Below are 19350 nucleotides of genomic sequence, written 5' to 3'. Positions count from 1 at the left end.
TCAGATCACCTTCGCTTCGTTTTTCAGTTTCTCGACCAATTCAGCGACCGACTTGACCTTGATGCCCGCGCTACGTGCAGCAGGTGCTTCAACCTTGATGGTCTTGGTAGTCGATGCGGTGGAAACACCCAAAGCGTCAGGCGTCAGCACTTCCAGCGGCTTCTTCTTGGCTTTCATGATGTTTGGCAGCGAGGCGTAGCGTGGCTCGTTCAGGCGCAGGTCAGTGGTCACCACCGCTGGCAGGCTCAACGAAACGGTTTGCAGGCCACCGTCGATTTCGCGAGTCACGGCAACCTTGTCACCGCTGAACTCTACCTTCGAGGCGAAGGTACCTTGGGCGAAACCGCTCAGAGCTGCGAGCATCTGGCCAGTCTGGTTGTTATCGCTGTCGATCGCCTGCTTGCCGAGGATGACCAGCTGTGGCTGTTCCTTGGCAACGACGGCGTTGAGCAGCTTGGCAACGGCCAGAGAATTCAGCTCGTCAGTGGACTCGACGAGGATGGCGCGGTCAGCACCCAGTGCCAAAGCAGTACGCAGTTGCTCCTGAGCGTTGGTCGGACCAATGGATACCACGACGATTTCGGTCGCAACGCCTTTCTCTTTGAGGCGTACGGCTTCTTCCACAGCGATTTCGCAGAAGGGGTTCATCGACATTTTGACGTTAGCGAGATCGACGCCGGAGTTGTCCGCCTTGACGCGAACCTTGACGTTATAGTCGACCACTCTTTTGACAGCTACAAGAACCTTCATGGATTCCTCGTTTCTCTCCGGTGAAAAGAAGTCGCCCGGCTAGCGGCTAGCCCGGCGATTGATATACGTCATCAGTGCAGCAATACCACCTCTGGAAACAACCGTATTCGTACAGAACGAACGGTGAACTCAATAAACAAGCCACCAAAAACAGGGATAAACGCCAGATGCCGTACATCTGACGCAGACGGGCGTGTAAACTTCGCACCCGCATATTTGCGACCTGGATTTGCCTGTAGCGCGCTCGTGACGCCTCAGAGGTGCAGTTTAGGCGGTGTTCAGCCTACGGCGAGCGCAAAACCGTCCGTATCTTGACCGCAACCCGTTATGCGGTCAATACGACAAAAACGCCAGTCATGAGCCGCGCATCTATGTTTTATATGGCCTGCGGCCATTTCAAACAAACGTTTGTATTGGCCCTGTCAGGTGGTGTAGATATAATGCGCCGCATTTGAACGTGCGCGGGTTGCTGATGCCCGACACGTAGCCTGTACGCTTCATATAAAAAAATACTGTGAGCCTTGAGTAGGAGATAGCCTGTGGAACGCGAATTTATGGAATTCGACGTCGTCATCGTCGGTGCCGGCCCCGCCGGGCTTTCTGCCGCGTGCCGTCTGAAGCAAAAGGCTGCTGAAGCCGGTCAGGAAATCAGCGTCTGCGTGGTGGAAAAAGGCTCCGAAGTTGGCGCACACATCCTCTCGGGCGCAGTGTTCGAACCTCGCGCCCTGAACGAGCTGTTCCCGGACTGGAAAGACCTCGGCGCACCGCTGAACACCCCGGTCAAGCGCGATGACATCTATGTTCTGCGCAGCGCTGAAAAATCAGTGAAAGTCCCTGACCTGTTCGTGCCCAAGACCATGCACAACGAGGGCAACTACATTATCTCGCTGGGCAACCTGTGCCGCTGGCTTGCTCAGCAGGCCGAGAACCTCGGCGTCGAAATCTACCCGGGCTTCGCCGCTCAGGAAGCCCTCATCGACGAAAACGGCGTGGTGCGCGGCATCATCACCGGCGACCTGGGTGTCGACCGTGAAGGCCAGCCAAAAGACGGCCTGTATACGCCCGGCATGGAATTACGTGGCAAGTACACGCTGTTCGCCGAAGGCTGCCGCGGACACATTGGCAAGCAACTGATCAAACGTTTCAATCTTGATACCGAAGCTGACGCACAGCACTACGGCATTGGTCTGAAGGAAATCTGGGAAGTCGACCCGGCTAAACACGAGCAAGGTCTGGTGGTGCATACCGCAGGCTGGCCGCTGGACGACGACAACATGGGCGGTTCCTTCCTTTATCACCTGGAAAACAATCAGGTGGTTGTGGGCCTCATCGTCGACCTGTCTTACAGCAACCCTTATCTGTCGCCATTCGACGAATTCCAGCGCTACAAACATCACCCGGTCATCGCCCAGTACCTGGAAGGCGGCAAACGCATCAGCTACGGCGCGCGAGCAATCTGTAAAGGCGGCCTGAATTCCCTGCCAAAAATGGTCTTCCCGGGTGGCGCACTGATCGGTTGCGATCTGGGCACCCTTAACTTCGCCAAGATCAAAGGCAGTCATACCGCCATGAAGTCCGGCATGCTGGCCGCTGAATCGGTAGCAGAAGCGTTGTTGGCGGGCAAGGAAGGCGGCGACGAACTGAACGCTTACGTCACCGCATTCAAAAACAGCTGGTTGCACGAGGAGCTGTTCGCCAGCCGTAACTTCGGTCCGGCACTGCACAAGTTCGGCGCGATCATCGGCGGCGCGTTTAACTTTGTTGATCAGAACATCTTTGGCGGCAAGCTGCCGTTTACCCTGCACGACACCAAGCCGGATTATGCTTGCCTGAAGCTGGCCGCGGACTCGGCGAAGATTGACTACCCGAAACCCGACGGCAAGCTCAGTTTCGACAAGCTCAGCTCGGTGTTCATTTCCGGTACCAACCACGAGGAAGAGCAGCCTTGCCACCTGAAGCTGACCGACCCCAGCATCCCGATCGGTACCAACCTGCCACTGTATGACGAGCCGGCTCAGCGCTATTGCCCGGCAGGCGTTTATGAAGTGGTGACGCAGGAAGACGGCGAGAAGCGCTTCCAGATCAATGCCCAGAACTGCGTGCACTGCAAGACCTGTGACATCAAGGACCCTTCGCAGAACATCACGTGGGTGACACCGGAAGGCAGCGGCGGCCCGACGTATCCGAATATGTAAAAGAACAGCGGCAAGTTCTTAGCTGCAAGCTGCAAGAGAAAAGCCCCCTTACGGGGCTTTTTTTGTATCGCAAATCAAGCCGGAATTCGCAACTGCAGCCCCTCTTCGCCCGGGTTCCGGTCAAAGTAGCGTTTGTACTCGCGACTGAACTGCGACGTACTTTGATACCCGACGCAATGCGCGACCTGCGCTACACCCATCCCTTCGGCAATCAGCATTTGCTGGGCTTTGAGCAGGCGCAACCGTTTCAGATACTGAACCGGCGACAGCAAGGTGCTGCGCTTGAAATGCTCATGGAAGGTTGAAGCACTCATGTTGGCCTGCCGTGCCAGGGTTTCTACATTCAACGGCTCTGCGTAATGGCTATGCAGATACGCCAGCGATGCTGCAACACGCGAGAAATGGCTCTGCTGGGCGACCAACGCACGTAACACTCCGGCTTGAGGACCGCGCAACGCGGCATACAGCACCTCGCGCAACCGCGACGGACCCAGCACCTGACAATCCAGCGGATCGTGCAGGCAGCGCAACAATCGCTCGACGCTTTCCCGCATCGGCGCATCCAGCAACGCCGACGTCATGGATTCCGGGGTCTGCGCTTCAACAATCTGATTCGGCATCGGCCCCATGGCGTGCACCACCTCACCCAACATCACCCGGTCAATCGCGACAGAAACGCCAAACAACGGCGCCTCAGGCGAGGCAAAGGTCTCGCACATGAACGGTACGGAAAGCGCCTGAACCAGATAATGCCCGGCCCCGTAATCCAGGGTGCGTGTACCGAGACTGGCCAGTTTGCCACCTTGAGCGATGATCATCAGGCTCGGCTCATAGATTTGCGGGCTACTCGCCACATAGCTAGCGAACGACACCACGTTGACCTCAGGCAGCAACGTCGGCACAAACCCCGGGCGCGTCGCCAATGGCTTGATCAGGGAAACAAGATTGGCATTGGCATCGGAATGATGAGGCAACGACATAGAGCACCGAGCGGAGGATTAGACACCTGCATCATCGCAGAAATGCCACATGCAGTAATCTCAAACCTGCGACCTCCGGAGGATTAGGCATGACTCGCGGAGGAATGGTCATGGTTCTGAAACTCATGCTCCCGCAAACTTGTCCGCCTCGATTATTCATTGCCTTGCGAGGTTCCTCATGTACACAGCTATCGGTTATGCCGCTCAATCATCGACCGCGCCCCTCGCCCCCATGTCCTTCGAACGCCGCAGCCCGCGCCCGGATGACGTGGCCATTGAAATCATGTTCTGCGGCGTTTGCCACTCCGATATCCACCAGGCCCGCGACGAGTGGGGGTTCGCTGCTTACCCACTGATGCCAGGCCACGAAATCGTCGGCAAAGTCACGACGGTCGGTGCTGATGTCAGCAAGTACAAAGTCGGCGATCTGGTCGGCGTCGGCTGCATGGTTGACTCGTGCCGCAGCTGCGATGCCTGTAAAGCGGACCTGGAAAACTACTGCCAGAACGGCATGACACCGACTTACGCCGGCAAAGACCGCATTGATGGCAGCCTGACCATGGGCGGCTATTCAGACAGCATCGTGGTCAGCGAGCGCTTTGTCGTGAGCATCCCGGAGAAACTGAATCTAGCCAGCGCCGCACCGATTCTGTGTGCCGGTATCACCACCTATTCGCCGCTCAAGCACTACGGCGTCAAAGCGGGCGACAAGGTCGGCGTATTGGGCATGGGCGGCCTGGGCCACATGGGTATCAAATTCGCCAAGGCGATGGGTGCTGAAGTCACCCTGTTCACCCGCTCCGCCAGCAAGGCAGAGGAAGGCCGACGTCAAGGCGCCGACCACGTGGTCATTTCCACCGATGAAGCACAGATGCAAGCCGTTGCCGGGACGTTCAACTTCCTGCTGGACACTATTCCCGTGCAGCACGACCTCAATCCCTACCTGCAAACCCTGCGTTTCGACGGTGTGCACATTCTGGTTGGGCTGATCGAGCCTGTAGATCCGCCGGTTAACGCGGTCAACCTGGTCATGTCCCGTAAAGTATTGGCGGGTTCGATGATCGGTGGCATGGCAGAAACCCAGGAAGTCCTGGACTTCTGTGCTGAACACGACATCACCTGTGATATCGAAATGCTCGACATTCGTCACATCAATGAAGCGTTTGAGCGCGTCGTTAAAGGCGATGTGAAATATCGCTTTGTGATCGATATGGCGACGTTGAAAGCCTGATGGATTGATTACCCCCCCTGTAGGAGCTGCCGAAGGCTGCGAAGACGCTATGTCTGACAAACCGCTATTCGCAGCCTTCGGCAGCTCCTACAGGGCCAGGCTCATCCCCCCAATTCAGCCGACAACCTCGCCGCCGTTTGCTTGATCAACGGCACCAGCTCGGCCATTTTTTCCAGCGGCATGTAAGGCACGGTACTGGCGATGCTGATACCAGCAACAATGTGCTTGCCCGCATCACGAATCGGCGCTGCCACGCAGCGAATCGACGGTTCGTTGTCCTCCAGATCAAAAGCGTAACCGCCCTCGACATACTCATGCATCCGCTGACGAACCTGCTCCCAGGATTGCTCCTGATGTGCGGGCCACAACGGGTTCGGGGCGACTTGCGGCAGGCTGACCTGATACAGACGCTGCCATTCGCTCTCTGGACTGTCCAGCAACAATGCCTTGCCAATCCCGGTGCGCGCCAGTGGCATCCGATGGCCCACGCGCGAACGCATCTCCGGACCGTTACGCCCCGGGTTCTTGTGCAGATAAAGCACTTCGTCGCCATCGCGAATAGCGAGGTGCACCGTATCGCCAGTCAACTGCGAAAGCTCATCCAGATACGGCCGGGCGAGCATGGCCAAAGGCACTTCTTCACGCGCCTGGAAACCCAGTTCAATCAACTTCGGGCCCAACAGATAGCCGACCTGCGGTAAAACTCGCAGGTAGCGCTCCTCTACCAGACAGCTCACCAGCCGGTGGGTCGTACTGCGAGTGGTTCCAATGCGCCGGGCGATTTCCTTGAGATCCCGAGCCCCGCTAGCGACGGCCTGGACCACGCCCAGCCCACGCAGCAGCGTTTGTGTGCCGGTCGGTGCAGAATCCCTGGAGGTGCTGCTTGCTGTGTCGTCGAACGCTTGCGACATATCAGACCTGATCCCATCAAAAAGCTGGCGGCATTATCGCCGCCAGCCTGTATCTGTGCCAACCGCGATGCCGAGGGTTAAAGCTCGATACGCTCGACCTTGCCCACCAGCAGGATGTAGGACAGCGCGCCAACCAGCGCCAGCACTGCAATGTAGGTGATGGCAGGCGCAAAAGAATCCCCGGAAACCAGGAAGCCAATCACGATCGGCGTAGCTATGGCCGACAGATTGCCGATGAAGTTGAAGGTACCGCCGGTCAAGCCCAGTAGACGCGCCGGAGCCAGGGTCGAGACCAGCGACCAGGTGATCGAAGCCAGACCATTACCGAAGAACGCCAGCGCCAGGAACGCGATGACCAATGGCGTCGAGTCAACGAAGTTGGCGCCAATGATCGAGGTAGAAATCAGCAGACCGGCAATGATCGGTAATTTGCGCGCAAAGCCAACGGTGTAACCACGACGGATCAACCAGTCGGAGAAGAAGCCCGAGCACAGCACACCGACGAATGCCGCGAGGAACGGCAGCGACGCCAGCAGGCCAGACTTGATGAAATCCATGCCGCGGTATTTCACCAGGTAGGTCGGGAACCAGGTCAGGAAGAACCACAGCGTCGAGTTCAGGCAGAACTGGCCCAGATAGATCCCCCAAAGCTTGCGCTTGGTGAGCACGATGCCCAGATCCGCCCAGCTGAACGGACGTTTTTCTTTGGCCGTGTCAGCCTGGATATCCACCAGCCCGCCACCATCACGGATCAGTTGAATCTCAGCATCGTTAACGCCTTTGAAATCACGAGGCTCGCGATAGACCATGTACCAGATCACCGCCCAGAGCACGCCCACTGCACCGGTGCTGACGAAGACCATGTGCCAACCGTAGTGTGCTTGCAGCCAGGCCAGCACTGGCGTCAGAAATGCCAGACCGACGAACTGTCCTGAGGTGTAAAAACCAATGGCCGTAGCCCGCTCACGCTCGGGAAACCAGGTGGTGACCACACGACTGTTGATGGGATACGCCGGTGCTTCTAGGGCGCCCACCGCCATGCGCAACACGAATAGCGCGATGAAGCTGGCAGCGAAGCCGAGCATGATGGTCGCGATGGACCACAGCGCCAGTGCGACGGTGTACAGGATTCGTGGCGGTACACGGTCAACCAGCCAGCCACCGGGTAATTGCATGGCCGCGTAAGTCCAGCCGAATGCCGAGAAAATCAATCCGACATGCACCGGATCGATACCCAGCTCGCTGGTCAAGGCTGGCGCAGCGATGGACAAGTTACTGCGGTCCAGATAGTTGATCACGACCGTGATGAACAGCAGGACCATGATGAAATAACGCTTGCGGGTAGGCGTAACTAATGACGCCGCCCCTTCGAGAGTGCGGGTTTGCATGTGAGGTGCCTCTTTTTGTCTTTATTGAGGTCGCTATGAACTGGGTGAACGCCTGTAGGAGCTGCCGAAGGCTGCGAATCGCGGTGGTTCAGGCAGATCGCTTTCGCAGCATTCGGCAGCTCCTACAGGGGTCAGGCGTCAGCCTGAGAAATCACCACTCCGCAAAGCTGCCATCAGCATGGCGCCAGATCGGGTTGCGCCAGCGATGGCCGATGGCCGCGCGTTCTTTGACGTACTCCTCGTTGATCTCGATGCCCAGGCCCGGCCCGTTGGGGATTTTGACCATGCCTTTGTCATAGTCGAACACTTCAGGGTTCTTGATGTAATCAAGCAGGTCGTTGCTCTCGTTGTAGTGAATGCCGAGGCTCTGCTCTTGAATGAATGCGTTGTAGCAGACCGCATCCAGTTGCAGGCATGCCGCCAGGGCAATCGGTCCCAGCGGACAATGCAGCGCGAGGGCCACGTCGTAGGCCTCAGCCATGTTGGCGATCTTGCGGGTTTCGGTAATACCCCCGGCGTGGGAAGCATCGGGCTGAATAATGTCGACGTAGCCTTCGCTCAGCACTCGCTTGAAATCCCAGCGCGAGAACAGTCGCTCACCCAGCGCGATAGGCGTGCTGGTCAGCGGCGCCAGCTCTTTCAGCGCTTCGTAGTTCTCGCTGAGCACCGGCTCTTCAATGAACATCAACTTGTACGGATCCAGCTCTTTCATCAAAACCTTGGCCATGGGTTTGTGCACCCGGCCATGGAAATCGACGCCAATCCCGACATTAGGCCCTACCGCATCACGCACCGCTGCGACATTGGCCAGCGCGAGGTCGACCTTGTCGAAGGTATCGAGAAATTGCAGCTCTTCGGTGCCATTCATCTTCACCGCAGTGAAGCCGCGCTCTACTGCTTCTTTAGCAGCACGCGCCGTGTCGGCCGGGCGGTCGCCGCCGATCCATGAATAGACGCGGATCTTGTCGCGCACCTGCCCACCGAGCAAGTCGCTGACCGAGACACCCAAGTGCTTGCCTTTGATATCCCACAGCGCCTGATCAATACCGGCCAAAGCACTCATGTGCACCGCACCGCCGCGATAGAAGCCACCGCGGTAAAGCACCGTCCAGATGTCTTCGATGTTGCGCGGGTCTTTACCGATCAGGTAATCAGACAGTTCCTCAACAGCCGCTGCAACCGTGTGCGCGCGGCCTTCAACCACCGGTTCGCCCCAGCCAGTAATACCCTGGTCGGTTTCAACTTTGAGGAAGCACCAGCGCGGCGGGACAATAAAAGTCGTGAGTTTGGTGATTTTCATGTGTGCGATTCTCTTATTTGAAGTGGCGCCTTAAGCGCTCTGGTTAACTCAGAAACGTTCGGTAAGCTGTTTCCAGGCCGCGACATAGGCATGAGCACGCTCGCCCACATCAGCCACGCTCATGCCGGGCTTGAACAATCCCGAGCCGAGGCCGAAACCTTTGACGCCTGCCTCCAGAAACACCTTCATGTTGTCCGGCGTAATGCCACCCACCGGAACCAGCGCGGTCCCTATAGGTAACACCGCCAGCCAGGCTTTCACGACGGCCGGGCTCATTTGCTCGGCTGGAAACAGCTTGAGCACATCCGCGCCTTCAGCCAGCGCAGCGAAAGCTTCGTTGGGAGTGGCCACGCCAGGCGACAGGAACAAGCCTGCTTCTTTGGCTGCGCGCAGTACCTTGGCGTCACTGTGCGGCATAACGATCACCTGTCCGCCCGCCTCCTTGACCAGATTGACCTGTTCAGGGGTCATCACGGTGCCCGCTCCGATCAGGCAATCGGCGGGCAGGCTCTGGCGTAACAGACGGATACTGTCGTAAGGCTGCGGCGAATTGAGTGGCACTTCGATGACCCGGAAACCTGCCTGGTACAAGGCATCACCAATGGCGGGGGCTTCGGCCGGGCGCAGGCCACGCAGAATGGCAATCAAGCCGTTTTCGAGCAGTGCTTGCTTGAGCATGTCAGACCTCTAATGGGTGAGAAGTGAGCAAGCCGGCTTTGAGTGCCACTTGCCAGAGACCGCGCTCAGTGGCCTGTTCCGCCACCGTCACGTGAAGAAAACCGCAGGCTTGCAACGCTCGCCCGTAACGCAGGCAGAGCTGCTCGCCACCGAGAAGAATGACCGCTGGCAATTCTGAGTGATGAGCGCGCTGCAGGGTGGCGAGGGTTGCCAATTCATGACCGATCAACAGCCCGGACAAATAATCCGGCTGGGCATCGGCGCTGAGCTGGCCGGTTAGCCCAAGGGTGCGGCAACTGAAGATGGTCGACAGCGGTCCTGCAGCGCCATCAGGCGATAACGCCACCGCCACGCCAAGATCGAACGCCGCCTGATCGAAAGCATCGCTGCGCTGCATGGTGCGGCCGAGAATCGTGTGGTTGCTCAATGCGGCAAACACTTCGCCGGTCATGAACGTATCAAAGTGCAGGATGCAGCCGTCGGCAGCCTGAACCCATTTGGAGTGGCTGCCGGGCAAACCGATCAACAGCGGTTTGAGGGCTTCGGTCGCGGATAAACCGGCGAGGACACCCAGCACCTGGGTTTCTTCGCCACGCATGACATTGGGCAGCACCGAACGCTGGAGTACACCGGGGATGATGTGGACATCGACACCGCGCAGGCTGCGTACGGTTTGCAAAGCGCAGCTGAGCCCGGAAACGCTGGCCGGGGTTTCCCGGTAGATCGCTTCCCGCCAGCCTTGGGCGCTGCCGACCATGCCACAGGCAATGACAGGCAGATCAGGCTCAGCATCCAGCCAGTCGCCGCACGCCTCGTCGAACGCCAGTTCAAAACCGTCACTGCAAAGTTCACCGGCAATCATTCGCGGCGTACTCGGTAGTTGCATGATGCCTGCGCTCAGCGAGCGCTGTTCCAGAACCCGGCCGTGGTCGCCGAGTCGATAAGCACGAAGTGAGGTTGTCCCCCAATCGAGCGCGATCAAATGCGCTTGCATCGCTTCACCTATTATTTTTTGAGCAGTGAGTGCGAGGAGGACTATAAACCTGAAAGGACAAATATCTCAATATGTAAATTTGAATCCCATATTTTGGGATATTAGTTTTTTGTTGGAGCGAACCTTGGCTCTGATCTCGTCCTCATGATGGACCTGTGGGACCGAATTCATTCGGGAAGGCGGTATTTCAGGCGATACACACGCTGCGGATGTACCGGCCTCTTCGCGAATGAATTCGCTCCCATGAGGCAAAAACCAAATCCCCCCCATAAAAAAACCGCCCCGAAAGGCGGTTTTTCATGTCAGCTACAACCGGACGATCAACGCTCCAGCAGGATCCGCAGCATACGGCGCAGCGGTTCGGCCGCGCCCCACAGCAGCTGGTCGCCAACGGTGAAGGCGCCCAGATACTGCGAGCCCATGTTCAGCTTGCGCAGACGGCCCACCGGGATGCTCATGGTGCCAGTCACGGAAGTCGGGCTCAGCTCCTGAATGCTCGCTTCACGATGGTTTGGCACCAGCTTCACCCAAGGGTTGTGCTGACTGATCAAACCTTCGATATCGGCGATAGGCACGTCTTTGTTGAGCTTGATGGTCAACGCCTGACTGTGGCAACGCATCGAACCGATACGCACGCAGATGCCATCGACCGGAATCGGGCTCTTGAAGCGACCCAGAATCTTGTTGGTCTCGGCCTGGCCTTTCCACTCTTCACGGCTCTGGCCGTTTGGCAGTTCCTTGTCGATCCACGGGATCAGACTGCCAGCCAATGGCACACCGAAGTTTTCCGTCGGGTAAGCATCGCTGCGCATGGCTTCGGCGACCTTGCGGTCGATGTCCAGAATCGCGCTGGCCGGGTTGGCCAGATCGTCAGCAACAGCCGCGTGAGTCGCGCCCATTTGCTTGATCAGTTCACGCATATTCTGCGCGCCCGCACCCGATGCGGCCTGATAGGTCATGGCATTCATCCACTCCACCAGACCAGCTTCAAACAGACCACCCAGGCCCATCAGCATCAGGCTGACGGTGCAGTTACCGCCGATGTAGTTTTTGGTGCCCGCGTCGAGTTGCTGGTCGATGACCTTGCGGTTAACCGGGTCCAGAACGATGACCGCGTCATCCTGCATACGCAGGCTGGAAGCGGCATCGATCCAGTAACCCTGCCAACCGGCTTCGCGCAGCTTCGGGAACACCTCATTGGTGTAGTCGCCGCCCTGGCAGGTCAGAATCACGTCGAGGGTTTTCAGCTCGTCGATGCTGTAAGCATCCTTGAGCGGAGCCACGTCCTTGCCCACGGAGGGGCCTTGGCCGCCTACGTTGGAGGTGGTGAAAAACACCGGCTCGATCAGATCAAAATCCTGCTCTTCCAGCATCCGCTGCATGAGCACGGAACCGACCATTCCACGCCAACCGATCAGACCTACACGTTTCATCGCAACTACACCTTGTTTAAAAAGTGGGCCGCCGCATCCGGGTTCGAATTCGCGGCGGGCCCGAAATATTACAGATTGCGCAGCGCGGCGACTACAGCGTCACCCATTTCCTGCGTACCGACTTTCGCGTTGCCCGCCGACCAGATGTCACCCGTGCGCAAGCCTTGGTCCAGAACCAGGCTTACGGCCTTTTCAATGGCATCGGCAGCGTCGGTCAGATTGAAGCTGTAACGCAGCATCATCGACACGGAAAGGATGGTTGCCAGCGGGTTGGCAATGCCTTTGCCCGCGATGTCAGGTGCCGAGCCATGGCAAGGCTCATACATGCCCTTGTTATTGGCATCCAGCGAGGCCGACGGCAGCATGCCGATGGAACCGGTGAGCATCGACGCTTCGTCGGACAGGATGTCGCCAAACAGGTTGTCGGTGACGATCACATCAAACTGCTTCGGCGCACGCACCAGTTGCATGGCGGCGTTGTCGACGTACATGTGGCTCAGTTCGACGTCCGGATAGTCCTTGGCCACTTCCTCGACCACTTCACGCCACAGCTGGCTGGAGGCCAGAACGTTGGCCTTGTCTACCGAGCATAGCTTTTTGCCACGCACGCGGGCCATGTCGAAACCGACACGGGCGATGCGGCGGATTTCGCTTTCGCTGTACGGCAGTGTGTCGTAAGCCTGACGCTCACCGTTTTCCAGGGTCTGAGTGCCACGCGGCGCACCAAAGTAGATCCCGCCGGTCAGTTCGCGAACGATGAGGATGTCCAGACCGGCAACGATTTCAGGCTTGAGGCTGGAGGCATCAGCCAGTTGCGGATACAGGATGGCCGGACGCAGGTTGCCGAACAGGCCCAGTTGCGCACGGATTTTCAGCAGACCACGCTCTGGACGGATATCCCGCGCGATGGTATCCCATTTCGGGCCGCCCACAGCGCCCAGCAATACCGCGTCAGCGGCGCGGGCACGGTCCAGTGTTTCGTCAGCCAGTGGCACACCATGTTTGTCGATGGCCGCGCCGCCGATCACATCGTGGCTGAGCTCGAAGCCCAGTTGATACTTCTCGTTGGCCAGTTCAAGAACCTTGACCGCCTCGGTCATGATTTCCGGGCCAATACCATCACCTGGGAGAATCAGAATCTGCTTGCTCATAACATCCTCAATTTTTTTGTAACGGCGCTGTCGGTCAGCGCCTCTTCGTCTACTGAACGGAAAAAACTAGCGTTCGGCCCATAACACCAGCACATCAGTGCTGAACGAGCCGTCAGCGGTGATCTCGAAATACTCGCGCACTTCCGCGCCCATTGCTTGCTGCAACTCCCGAATCGCTACTCGCATGGCTTGCGGGGTGCGCATGCGCTCCACCCACGAGCTGTATTCCAGATGCAGGCGTTGACGGCTATGACTGCGGGTGAACAGACCGGCCTCGCTGACCTGACGCAGCCACTCGGCGGCGGAATAGTCGCGTACGTGACTGGTGTCACGCAGCACTTCTACGCTTTGCAGGTAGGTATCCAGTAACGGGCTGCCTGGAGACATAACGTCGATAAAAGCGGCAACGCCTCCCGGCTTCAACACTCTGCGCACTTCACGCAGGGCTGGCGCCAGATCGCTCCAGTGGTGAGCCGAATAGCGACTGAACACGAAGTCGAACTCGCCATCCGCAAATGGCAGGCTTTCCGCAGCGCCGCACACAGTACTGACATTCGTCAGCCCACGTTCCTGCGCTGCAGCGGCCACGACATCGAGCATCTGCTGCGAAAGGTCGTACGCTACCACTTCGCCGACCGCCGACGCGACATTGAAACTCACATGCCCCGCGCCACATCCCAGATCCAGCACCCGCGCATCACTGCGCCCCGCCACTTCCGCCTGTAGCAGCGCAAATTCAGTGCCTTGCGCGTGCACTGCACTGCTCAGATAGGCCGCAGCCTGCTCACCGAATTGACGTTGTACGACTTGAGTGTGGACGGAGTTGGTCATGGGATTCTTCCTGATGAAGATCTAACTGATGAGCGCGGTTTCCTGTGGGAGCGGTGCTTGCCCGCGATAAGGACCATGCGATCTAAAGTGAACCGCATCCAGCCTTATCGCGGGCAAGCACCGCTCCCACAGGCGTTAAGCGATCCTTCAACATCAACCGCGGAACAACCACGGCTGGCTGGCTCGGTGTTTGGCTTCGAAACTGGCAATCGCCTCGCCGTCAACCAGAGTCAGACCGATGTCATCCAGGCCTTCCAACAGGCAATGCTTGCGAAACGCATCGACTTCAAAGCTGTATACCTTGCCATCCGGGCGAGTGACCGTCTGGGCCGCCAGGTCGATGGTCAACTGATAACCTTCAGTGGATTCAACCTGTTTGAACAGTTCATCAACTTCAGCCTCGTCGAGGATGATCGGCAGCAAGCCGTTCTTGAAGCTGTTGTTGAAGAAGATGTCGGCATAGCTGGGGGCGATGATCGCGCAGAAGCCGTATTCATCCAGCGCCCAGGGCGCGTGCTCACGGCTAGAACCGCAGCCGAAGTTTTCCCGGGCCAACAATACGCTTGCACCCTGATAACGCGCGTCGTTGAGGACGAAATCCGGGTTCAGCGGACGCTTGGAGTTGTCCTGATAAGGCTGGCCCACATCCAGATAACGCCACTCGTCGAACAGGTTCGGGCCAAAGCCGGTGCGCTTGATCGACTTCAGAAACTGCTTGGGAATGATCTGGTCGGTATCGACGTTGGCACGATCCAGAGGAGCGACAAGGCCGGTGTGCTGAGTAAAGGCTTTCATGCTGGGCTCCTTAGTGCTGAATCAGTTCGCGAACATCGATGAAACGACCGTTGACTGCCGCCGCTGCGGCCATCGCCGGGCTGACCAGGTGAGTACGACCACCGGCCCCCTGACGCCCCTCGAAGTTACGATTGGAGGTGGATGCGCAATGCTCACCACTTTCCAGGCGGTCCGGGTTCATGGCCAGACACATCGAGCACCCTGGCTCACGCCATTCGAAACCAGCCTCAAGGAATATCTTGTCGAGCCCTTCGCGCTCCGCCTGTTCTTTCACCAGACCAGAGCCCGGCACAACAATCGCCTGCTTGATCGTGGAGGCAACCTTGCGGCCCTTGGCGATTTCAGCAGCCGCACGCAAATCTTCGATCCGCGAGTTGGTGCAAGAACCGATAAAAACCCGGTCCAGCTGGATGTCGGTAATCGCCTGATTAGCCTTGAGGCCCATGTATTTCAAGGCACGCTCGATCGAACCGCGCTTGACCAGATCAGTTTCCTGAGCCGGATCCGGCACGTTCTGGTCGACGGCCAACACCATTTCCGGAGAGGTACCCCAGCTGACTTGCGGCTTGATCTGCGCAGCGTCGAGTTTGACCACGGTGTCGAAGTGCGCATCAGGATCGGAGACCAGATCCTTCCAGGCTTCAACCGCCAAGTCCCACTGCTCGCCTTTAGGTGCGAAAGGACGGCCCTTCACATAAGCAACAGTTTTTTCATCTGTCGCTACAAGACCGACGCGAGCACCGGCCTCAATGGACATGTTGCAGATGGTCATACGACCTTCGACCGACAGATCACGAATCGCACTGCCTGCAAACTCCATGGCGTGACCATTACCACCGGCCGTCCCGATCTTGCCGATGACCGCGAGAACGATGTCCTTGGCCGTCACGCCGACAGGCAACTGGCCTTCAACGGAAACCAGCATGTTTTTCATTTTCTTGGCGACCAGGCATTGAGTGGCGAGCACATGCTCAACCTCAGAGGTACCAATGCCGTGGGCCAGCGCGCCAAATGCGCCGTGAGTAGAGGTATGAGAGTCGCCACACACCACGGTCATGCCCGGCAAGGTAGCGCCCTGCTCCGGGCTGATCACGTGGACGATGCCCTGACGCACGTCATTCATCTTGAATTCGGTGATGCCGTATTCGTCGCAGTTGTCATCAAGGGTTTGCACCTGAAGACGCGACACCTGATCGGCAATGGCTTCAATACCACCCTTACGTTCCGGTGTAGTCGGTACGTTGTGGTCCGGAGTAGCGATGTTGGCGTCGATGCGCCATGGCTTGCGGCCCGCCAGACGCAGACCTTCAAAGGCTTGCGGCGAGGTCACTTCGTGGATGATGTGGCGGTCGATGTAAATCAGCGACGAGCCATCATCGCGCTTTTTTACTTCATGCGAATCCCAGAGCTTGTCGTACAACGTTTTGCCGGCCATCGGATGGTTCCTCATCAGCGTATTTCTATCTTTCTATGCCCTGGGCAATCAACTGATGACCCTTTGGCTTGTGAGGCAATGCTATGGAATATGCTTAAATAACTCAAATTCATAATTTTTATGCTTTGGATAACCAACTGGAATCTGAAATGGATCTGGCCAACCTTAATGCCTTTATAGCCATCGCCGAGACCGGCAGCTTTTCCGGAGCAGGTGAACGCCTGCACCTGACCCAACCGGCCATCAGCAAACGCATTGCCGGGCTAGAGCAACAATTGAACGTTCGCCTGTTTGACCGGCTGGGCCGTGAAGTCAGCCTGACCGAGGCTGGCAGGGCTTTGCTGCCCAGGGCTTATCAGATTCTCAACGTGCTGGACGATACGCGCCGGGCGCTGACTAACCTGACCGGGGAAGTCACCGGCCGTCTGACCCTGGCGACCAGCCATCATATCGGCCTGCACCGTCTGCCGCCCCTGCTCCGGGAGTTCACCCGACGCTTTCCGGACGTGGCGCTGGACATCCAGTTTCTGGACTCGGAAGTGGCCTACGAAGAGATTCTTCATGGCCGGGCAGAACTGGCGGTCATCACCCTTGCGCCAACCCCACACACGCTGGTCAAAGCCATGCCGGTCTGGGACGACCCGCTGGACTTTGTCGCCGCCCCCGAACACCCACTGGTCAACAGCGGTCCAGTAAGCCTGCAGGACGTGGTTCGCTACCCGGCGGTTTTCCCGGGCAACAACACGTTCACTCACCACATCGTCAGCGGCTTATGTGAGGCCCAAGGACTCAAGCCCGACATCGCCATGAGTACCAATTATCTGGAGACCATCAAAATGATGGTCTCCATAGGGCTCGCGTGGAGCGTGCTGCCACGGACTATGCTGGATGAACAAGTAGCGCGCATTCCTTTACCGGGCATACAGCTCAGTCGTCAGCTAGGCTACATTCTTCATACGGAACGCACGTTGTCGAATGCGGCACGGGCATTCATGGCGTTACTCGATGCACAGGCTATCCAATCCTGAAAGGTTGTTACCGCTGAAGATCGTATTACTGCCTCTATTACTTACAGGCGCGTGATCACATGCCAATACCTGCAGACAGCATTACCTTTCAATCACCCGACGCCGCAGCGCCGCCGAGTGAATCGGAAAAGCGTTTTGCGACGTTATACAACCTCAGTCCCAATGTGGTGATCCTGTCCCGCATCGACAGCGGGATTATCTGCGAGGTCAATCGCCAGTTCGAAACCCTGCTGGGCTGGCCCGCTGCCGAAGCCATTGGCAAGACGGGTATCGACCTGGGTTTATGGGACGACAGCGAGCAGCGCAATAACCTGGTCAAGAAAGTCATCATGCAGGATGACCCCGTCCGGCTGGATGTGCAATTACGGACACGGGATGGTCGGCTGGTCGAAGGCACCTTCAGTGCACTGAAAATCGAGCTGGACCAGCAACTGTTCTTACTCAGTACATTTATGGACAACAGCGCCCACCTGCGCGCCGAACGCGCCCTGAAGGCCAGCGAAGAGAAGTTTGCCAAAGCGTTCCATGCCAGTCCTGACGCAATAACCATCACGGAACGCGCAAGCGGCCGTTATATGGAAGTAAATGGCGGATTTTGCCGTTTACTGGGGTTTACCCCAGAAGAAGTCATCGGTCGCACCGTCACTGAACTGGGGATATGGTCGGACATTAACCAACGCGAGCAGTTAATCCTGGACCTTGAAGAGAATGGCCGGGTGCATCACCGGGAGATGACCGGCTGTCACAAGAACGGCTCTCACGTCACCGCTGAAGTATCGGTTGAAGCCATTACCCTCAATGATGTCGAATGCCTGCTGATGAATGCCCGGGACATCAGCGAACTGAAAAGCGCGCAGGAGCAGGTCCAGCACCTCGCCTATCACGACTCCCTGACCAATCTGCCCAACCGGGCGTTGCTCATGGATCGTCTCAGCCAGCAGATAATCCTGTTGCAGCGTCACAATCTACGCGGCGCCTTGCTTTTCATGGACCTGGATCACTTCAAACACATCAATGACTCGCTGGGCCATCCGGTGGGCGACAGCGTGCTGAAGATCGTCACTGCACGACTCGAAGCGAGCGTGCGCCTGGAGGACACCGTCGCGCGCCTGGGCGGAGATGAGTTCGTGGTATTGATCAGCGGCCTGGAAGGTAGCCGTGACGATGTTACCGATCAGGTGCTAGAGCTAGCCGACATGCTTCGCGCCCTGCTCGCCCAGCCGATGTTTCTGGACAATCAGCGACTGCAAATCACACCCAGCATCGGCATCGCACTGATCCCGGACCACGGCCTGACCAGCGCCGACTTGCTCAAGCGTGCGGATATTGCCTTGTATCGCGCAAAGGACTCTGGCCGTAACGCCACACAACTGTTTCAGGAGTCCATGCAAAAAGCGGCAAGCGAACGCCTGCGCATGGAAAATGACCTGCGCATGGCTCTGCCCCGCGGCGAGTTCAGCCTGTGCTACCAGCCCCAGGTGGATACCCGGATCAATCGCATCATCGGCGCAGAAGCGCTGCTGCGCTGGGAACATCCGGAAAGCGGCAACCTGCCGCCCAACCAGTTTATTCAGATCCTCGAAGAAAGCGGGATGATCATGGAGGTTGGCGCCTGGATCCTTGAAGAAGCCTGCCGGACTGCAAGTAAATTGCTGCAAAACGACTTGATCGATGTGCGGCATTTCAGCCTGTGTGTGAACATCAGCCCCCGCCAGTTTCGTCAGAACGACTTCGTCGAACGGGTAAAACGCTGCCTGCACGTCAATGGCTTGCCCAGCAACCTGCTCAAACTGGAAATCACCGAAGGCATCGTCATCCAGAACCTGGATGACACCATCGCCAAAATGCACGAACTGAAAAAGCTCGGCGTCAGTTTCGCCATGGATGACTTCGGCACGGGCTATTCGTCGCTGACCTACCTCAAGCGGCTGCCGGTCGATGCGCTGAAAATCGACCAGTCATTCATCCGCGATGCAACCACCGACCCCAATGACGCAGAAATCATCCGGGCCATCGTAGCCATGGCGCAAAGCCTGAATCTGACGGTGATTGCCGAAGGTGTTGAGCAACCGCTGCAACTGGAGTTTCTTGAGCAGTTGGGGTGCAGCTTGTATCAGGGATACCTGTTCAGCGAGCCGCTGACATTGAGCGCATTCGAAAAACGCCTGAGACAGCCTGAAAGTCTATTTGAGGACAGTCAGCTGAATCTGCTGGGATGAAAGAAGGCGCCTTGAGGCGCCTTCTTTATGC

Annotated in this window: 15 protein-coding genes and 1 pseudogene; 4 read left to right on the top strand and 12 right to left on the bottom strand. The window is 57.7% G+C overall.

Annotated elements, in window-relative coordinates; genetic code table 11:
- Window positions 1–750 carry an electron transfer flavoprotein subunit beta/FixA family protein gene (locus EE949_RS23835; RefSeq protein ID WP_122666527.1) on the bottom strand — a complete coding sequence of 250 codons (750 nt, stop codon included), beginning with the start codon at window positions 748–750 and terminating at the stop codon, window positions 1–3.
- A gap of 539 nt (window positions 751–1289) precedes the next feature.
- Between EE949_RS23835 and EE949_RS23830 the strand changes: the two genes are divergently transcribed.
- Window positions 1290–2945 (top strand): electron transfer flavoprotein-ubiquinone oxidoreductase, encoded by a 1656-nt coding sequence (locus EE949_RS23830; RefSeq protein WP_122666526.1) that lies wholly within the window; start codon window positions 1290–1292, stop codon window positions 2943–2945.
- Window positions 2946–3019: 74 nt separating this feature from the next.
- On the opposite strand, the gene EE949_RS23825 is transcribed toward EE949_RS23830, so the two are convergent.
- Entirely contained in the window at window positions 3020–3925 is a 906-nt protein-coding gene (locus tag EE949_RS23825) for an AraC family transcriptional regulator (protein WP_122666525.1), read from the bottom strand.
- Between the two features lie 178 nt (window positions 3926–4103).
- Between EE949_RS23825 and EE949_RS23820 the strand changes: the two genes are divergently transcribed.
- Entirely contained in the window at window positions 4104–5156 is a 1053-nt protein-coding gene (locus EE949_RS23820) for an NAD(P)-dependent alcohol dehydrogenase (RefSeq protein ID WP_122666524.1), read from the top strand.
- Window positions 5157–5257: 101 nt separating this feature from the next.
- Here EE949_RS23820 and EE949_RS23815 read toward each other — a convergent pair whose 3' ends face one another.
- The 10 genes from EE949_RS23815 to leuC all read right to left on the bottom strand — a co-directional run bounded on the left by EE949_RS23815 (window position 5258) and on the right by leuC (window position 16072).
- A complete protein-coding gene (locus EE949_RS23815) occupies window positions 5258–6067 on the bottom strand; it encodes an IclR family transcriptional regulator (RefSeq protein ID WP_122666523.1) in 810 nt (269 codons plus the stop codon).
- 77 nt (window positions 6068–6144) lie between these two features.
- The gene (locus EE949_RS23810; protein WP_122666522.1) at window positions 6145–7455 is read right to left on the bottom strand and encodes an MFS transporter; all 1311 of its coding nucleotides are present in this window, start codon (window positions 7453–7455) and stop codon (window positions 6145–6147) included.
- A 151-nt stretch (window positions 7456–7606) separates the two neighbouring features.
- The gene (gene dgoD / locus EE949_RS23800) at window positions 7607–8755 is read right to left on the bottom strand and encodes a galactonate dehydratase (RefSeq protein WP_027900875.1); all 1149 of its coding nucleotides are present in this window, start codon (window positions 8753–8755) and stop codon (window positions 7607–7609) included.
- A 48-nt stretch (window positions 8756–8803) separates the two neighbouring features.
- On the bottom strand, window positions 8804–9433 hold the full coding sequence (locus EE949_RS23795; protein ID WP_122666521.1) for a 2-dehydro-3-deoxy-6-phosphogalactonate aldolase: 630 nt from the start codon (window positions 9431–9433) through the stop codon (window positions 8804–8806).
- A 1-nt stretch (window position 9434) separates the two neighbouring features.
- Window positions 9435–10427: a 2-dehydro-3-deoxygalactonokinase gene (locus EE949_RS23790; RefSeq protein ID WP_122666520.1), complete on the bottom strand. Its 993-nt coding sequence runs from the start codon at window positions 10425–10427 to the stop codon at window positions 9435–9437.
- A 320-nt stretch (window positions 10428–10747) separates the two neighbouring features.
- The gene (gene asd / locus EE949_RS23785; RefSeq protein ID WP_027900872.1) at window positions 10748–11860 is read right to left on the bottom strand and encodes an aspartate-semialdehyde dehydrogenase; all 1113 of its coding nucleotides are present in this window, start codon (window positions 11858–11860) and stop codon (window positions 10748–10750) included.
- Between the two features lie 68 nt (window positions 11861–11928).
- The gene (gene leuB / locus EE949_RS23780) at window positions 11929–13011 is read right to left on the bottom strand and encodes a 3-isopropylmalate dehydrogenase (protein ID WP_122666519.1); all 1083 of its coding nucleotides are present in this window, start codon (window positions 13009–13011) and stop codon (window positions 11929–11931) included.
- A 66-nt stretch (window positions 13012–13077) separates the two neighbouring features.
- A complete protein-coding gene (locus tag EE949_RS23775; protein ID WP_122666518.1) occupies window positions 13078–13842 on the bottom strand; it encodes a class I SAM-dependent methyltransferase in 765 nt (254 codons plus the stop codon).
- 153 nt (window positions 13843–13995) lie between these two features.
- The gene (leuD, locus tag EE949_RS23770; protein ID WP_122666517.1) at window positions 13996–14637 is read right to left on the bottom strand and encodes a 3-isopropylmalate dehydratase small subunit; all 642 of its coding nucleotides are present in this window, start codon (window positions 14635–14637) and stop codon (window positions 13996–13998) included.
- Window positions 14638–14647: 10 nt separating this feature from the next.
- Window positions 14648–16072, bottom strand: a complete 1425-nt coding sequence (gene leuC / locus EE949_RS23765) for a 3-isopropylmalate dehydratase large subunit (protein ID WP_122666516.1) — start codon at window positions 16070–16072, stop codon at window positions 14648–14650.
- Between the two features lie 149 nt (window positions 16073–16221).
- On the opposite strand from leuC, the gene EE949_RS23760 reads away from it, so the two are divergent.
- Together EE949_RS23760 and EE949_RS23755 are read left to right on the top strand one after the other, a co-directional pair.
- Window positions 16222–17100 carry a LysR family transcriptional regulator gene (locus EE949_RS23760; protein WP_122666515.1) on the top strand — a complete coding sequence of 293 codons (879 nt, stop codon included), beginning with the start codon at window positions 16222–16224 and terminating at the stop codon, window positions 17098–17100.
- A 116-nt stretch (window positions 17101–17216) separates the two neighbouring features.
- Window positions 17217–19319: pseudogene (locus EE949_RS23755) on the top strand (putative bifunctional diguanylate cyclase/phosphodiesterase); the annotation flags it as partial.
- Between the last annotated feature and the right edge of the window lie 31 nt (window positions 19320–19350).

This window comes from Pseudomonas viridiflava (genome assembly GCF_900602065.1).
Lineage (GTDB): Bacteria > Pseudomonadota > Gammaproteobacteria > Pseudomonadales > Pseudomonadaceae > Aquipseudomonas.
This window is presented reverse-complemented; position numbering and strand designations above follow the sequence as displayed.

Bases quoted from the DNA above. Each gene is read 5' to 3' on its own strand.
- EE949_RS23835 (WP_122666527.1), bottom strand. From the start codon at position 750: ATGAAGGTTCTTGTAGCTGTCAAAAGAGTGGTCGACTATAACGTCAAG.
- EE949_RS23820 (WP_122666524.1), top strand. From the start codon at position 4,104: ATGTACACAGCTATCGGTTATGCCGCTCAATCATCGACCGCGCCCCTC.
- EE949_RS23795 (WP_122666521.1), bottom strand. From the start codon at position 9,433: ATGCTCAAGCAAGCACTGCTCGAAAACGGCTTGATTGCCATTCTGCGT.
- asd (WP_027900872.1), bottom strand. From the start codon at position 11,860: ATGAAACGTGTAGGTCTGATCGGTTGGCGTGGAATGGTCGGTTCCGTG.
- leuC (WP_122666516.1), bottom strand. From the start codon at position 16,072: ATGGCCGGCAAAACGTTGTACGACAAGCTCTGGGATTCGCATGAAGTA.
- dgoD (WP_027900875.1), bottom strand. From the start codon at position 8,755: ATGAAAATCACCAAACTCACGACTTTTATTGTCCCGCCGCGCTGGTGC.
- leuB (WP_122666519.1), bottom strand. From the start codon at position 13,011: ATGAGCAAGCAGATTCTGATTCTCCCAGGTGATGGTATTGGCCCGGAA.
- EE949_RS23790 (WP_122666520.1), bottom strand. From the start codon at position 10,427: ATGCAAGCGCATTTGATCGCGCTCGATTGGGGGACAACCTCACTTCGT.
- EE949_RS23775 (WP_122666518.1), bottom strand. From the start codon at position 13,842: ATGACCAACTCCGTCCACACTCAAGTCGTACAACGTCAATTCGGTGAG.
- EE949_RS23815 (WP_122666523.1), bottom strand. From the start codon at position 6,067: ATGTCGCAAGCGTTCGACGACACAGCAAGCAGCACCTCCAGGGATTCT.
- leuD (WP_122666517.1), bottom strand. From the start codon at position 14,637: ATGAAAGCCTTTACTCAGCACACCGGCCTTGTCGCTCCTCTGGATCGT.
- EE949_RS23810 (WP_122666522.1), bottom strand. From the start codon at position 7,455: ATGCAAACCCGCACTCTCGAAGGGGCGGCGTCATTAGTTACGCCTACC.
- EE949_RS23825 (WP_122666525.1), bottom strand. From the start codon at position 3,925: ATGTCGTTGCCTCATCATTCCGATGCCAATGCCAATCTTGTTTCCCTG.
- EE949_RS23760 (WP_122666515.1), top strand. From the start codon at position 16,222: ATGGATCTGGCCAACCTTAATGCCTTTATAGCCATCGCCGAGACCGGC.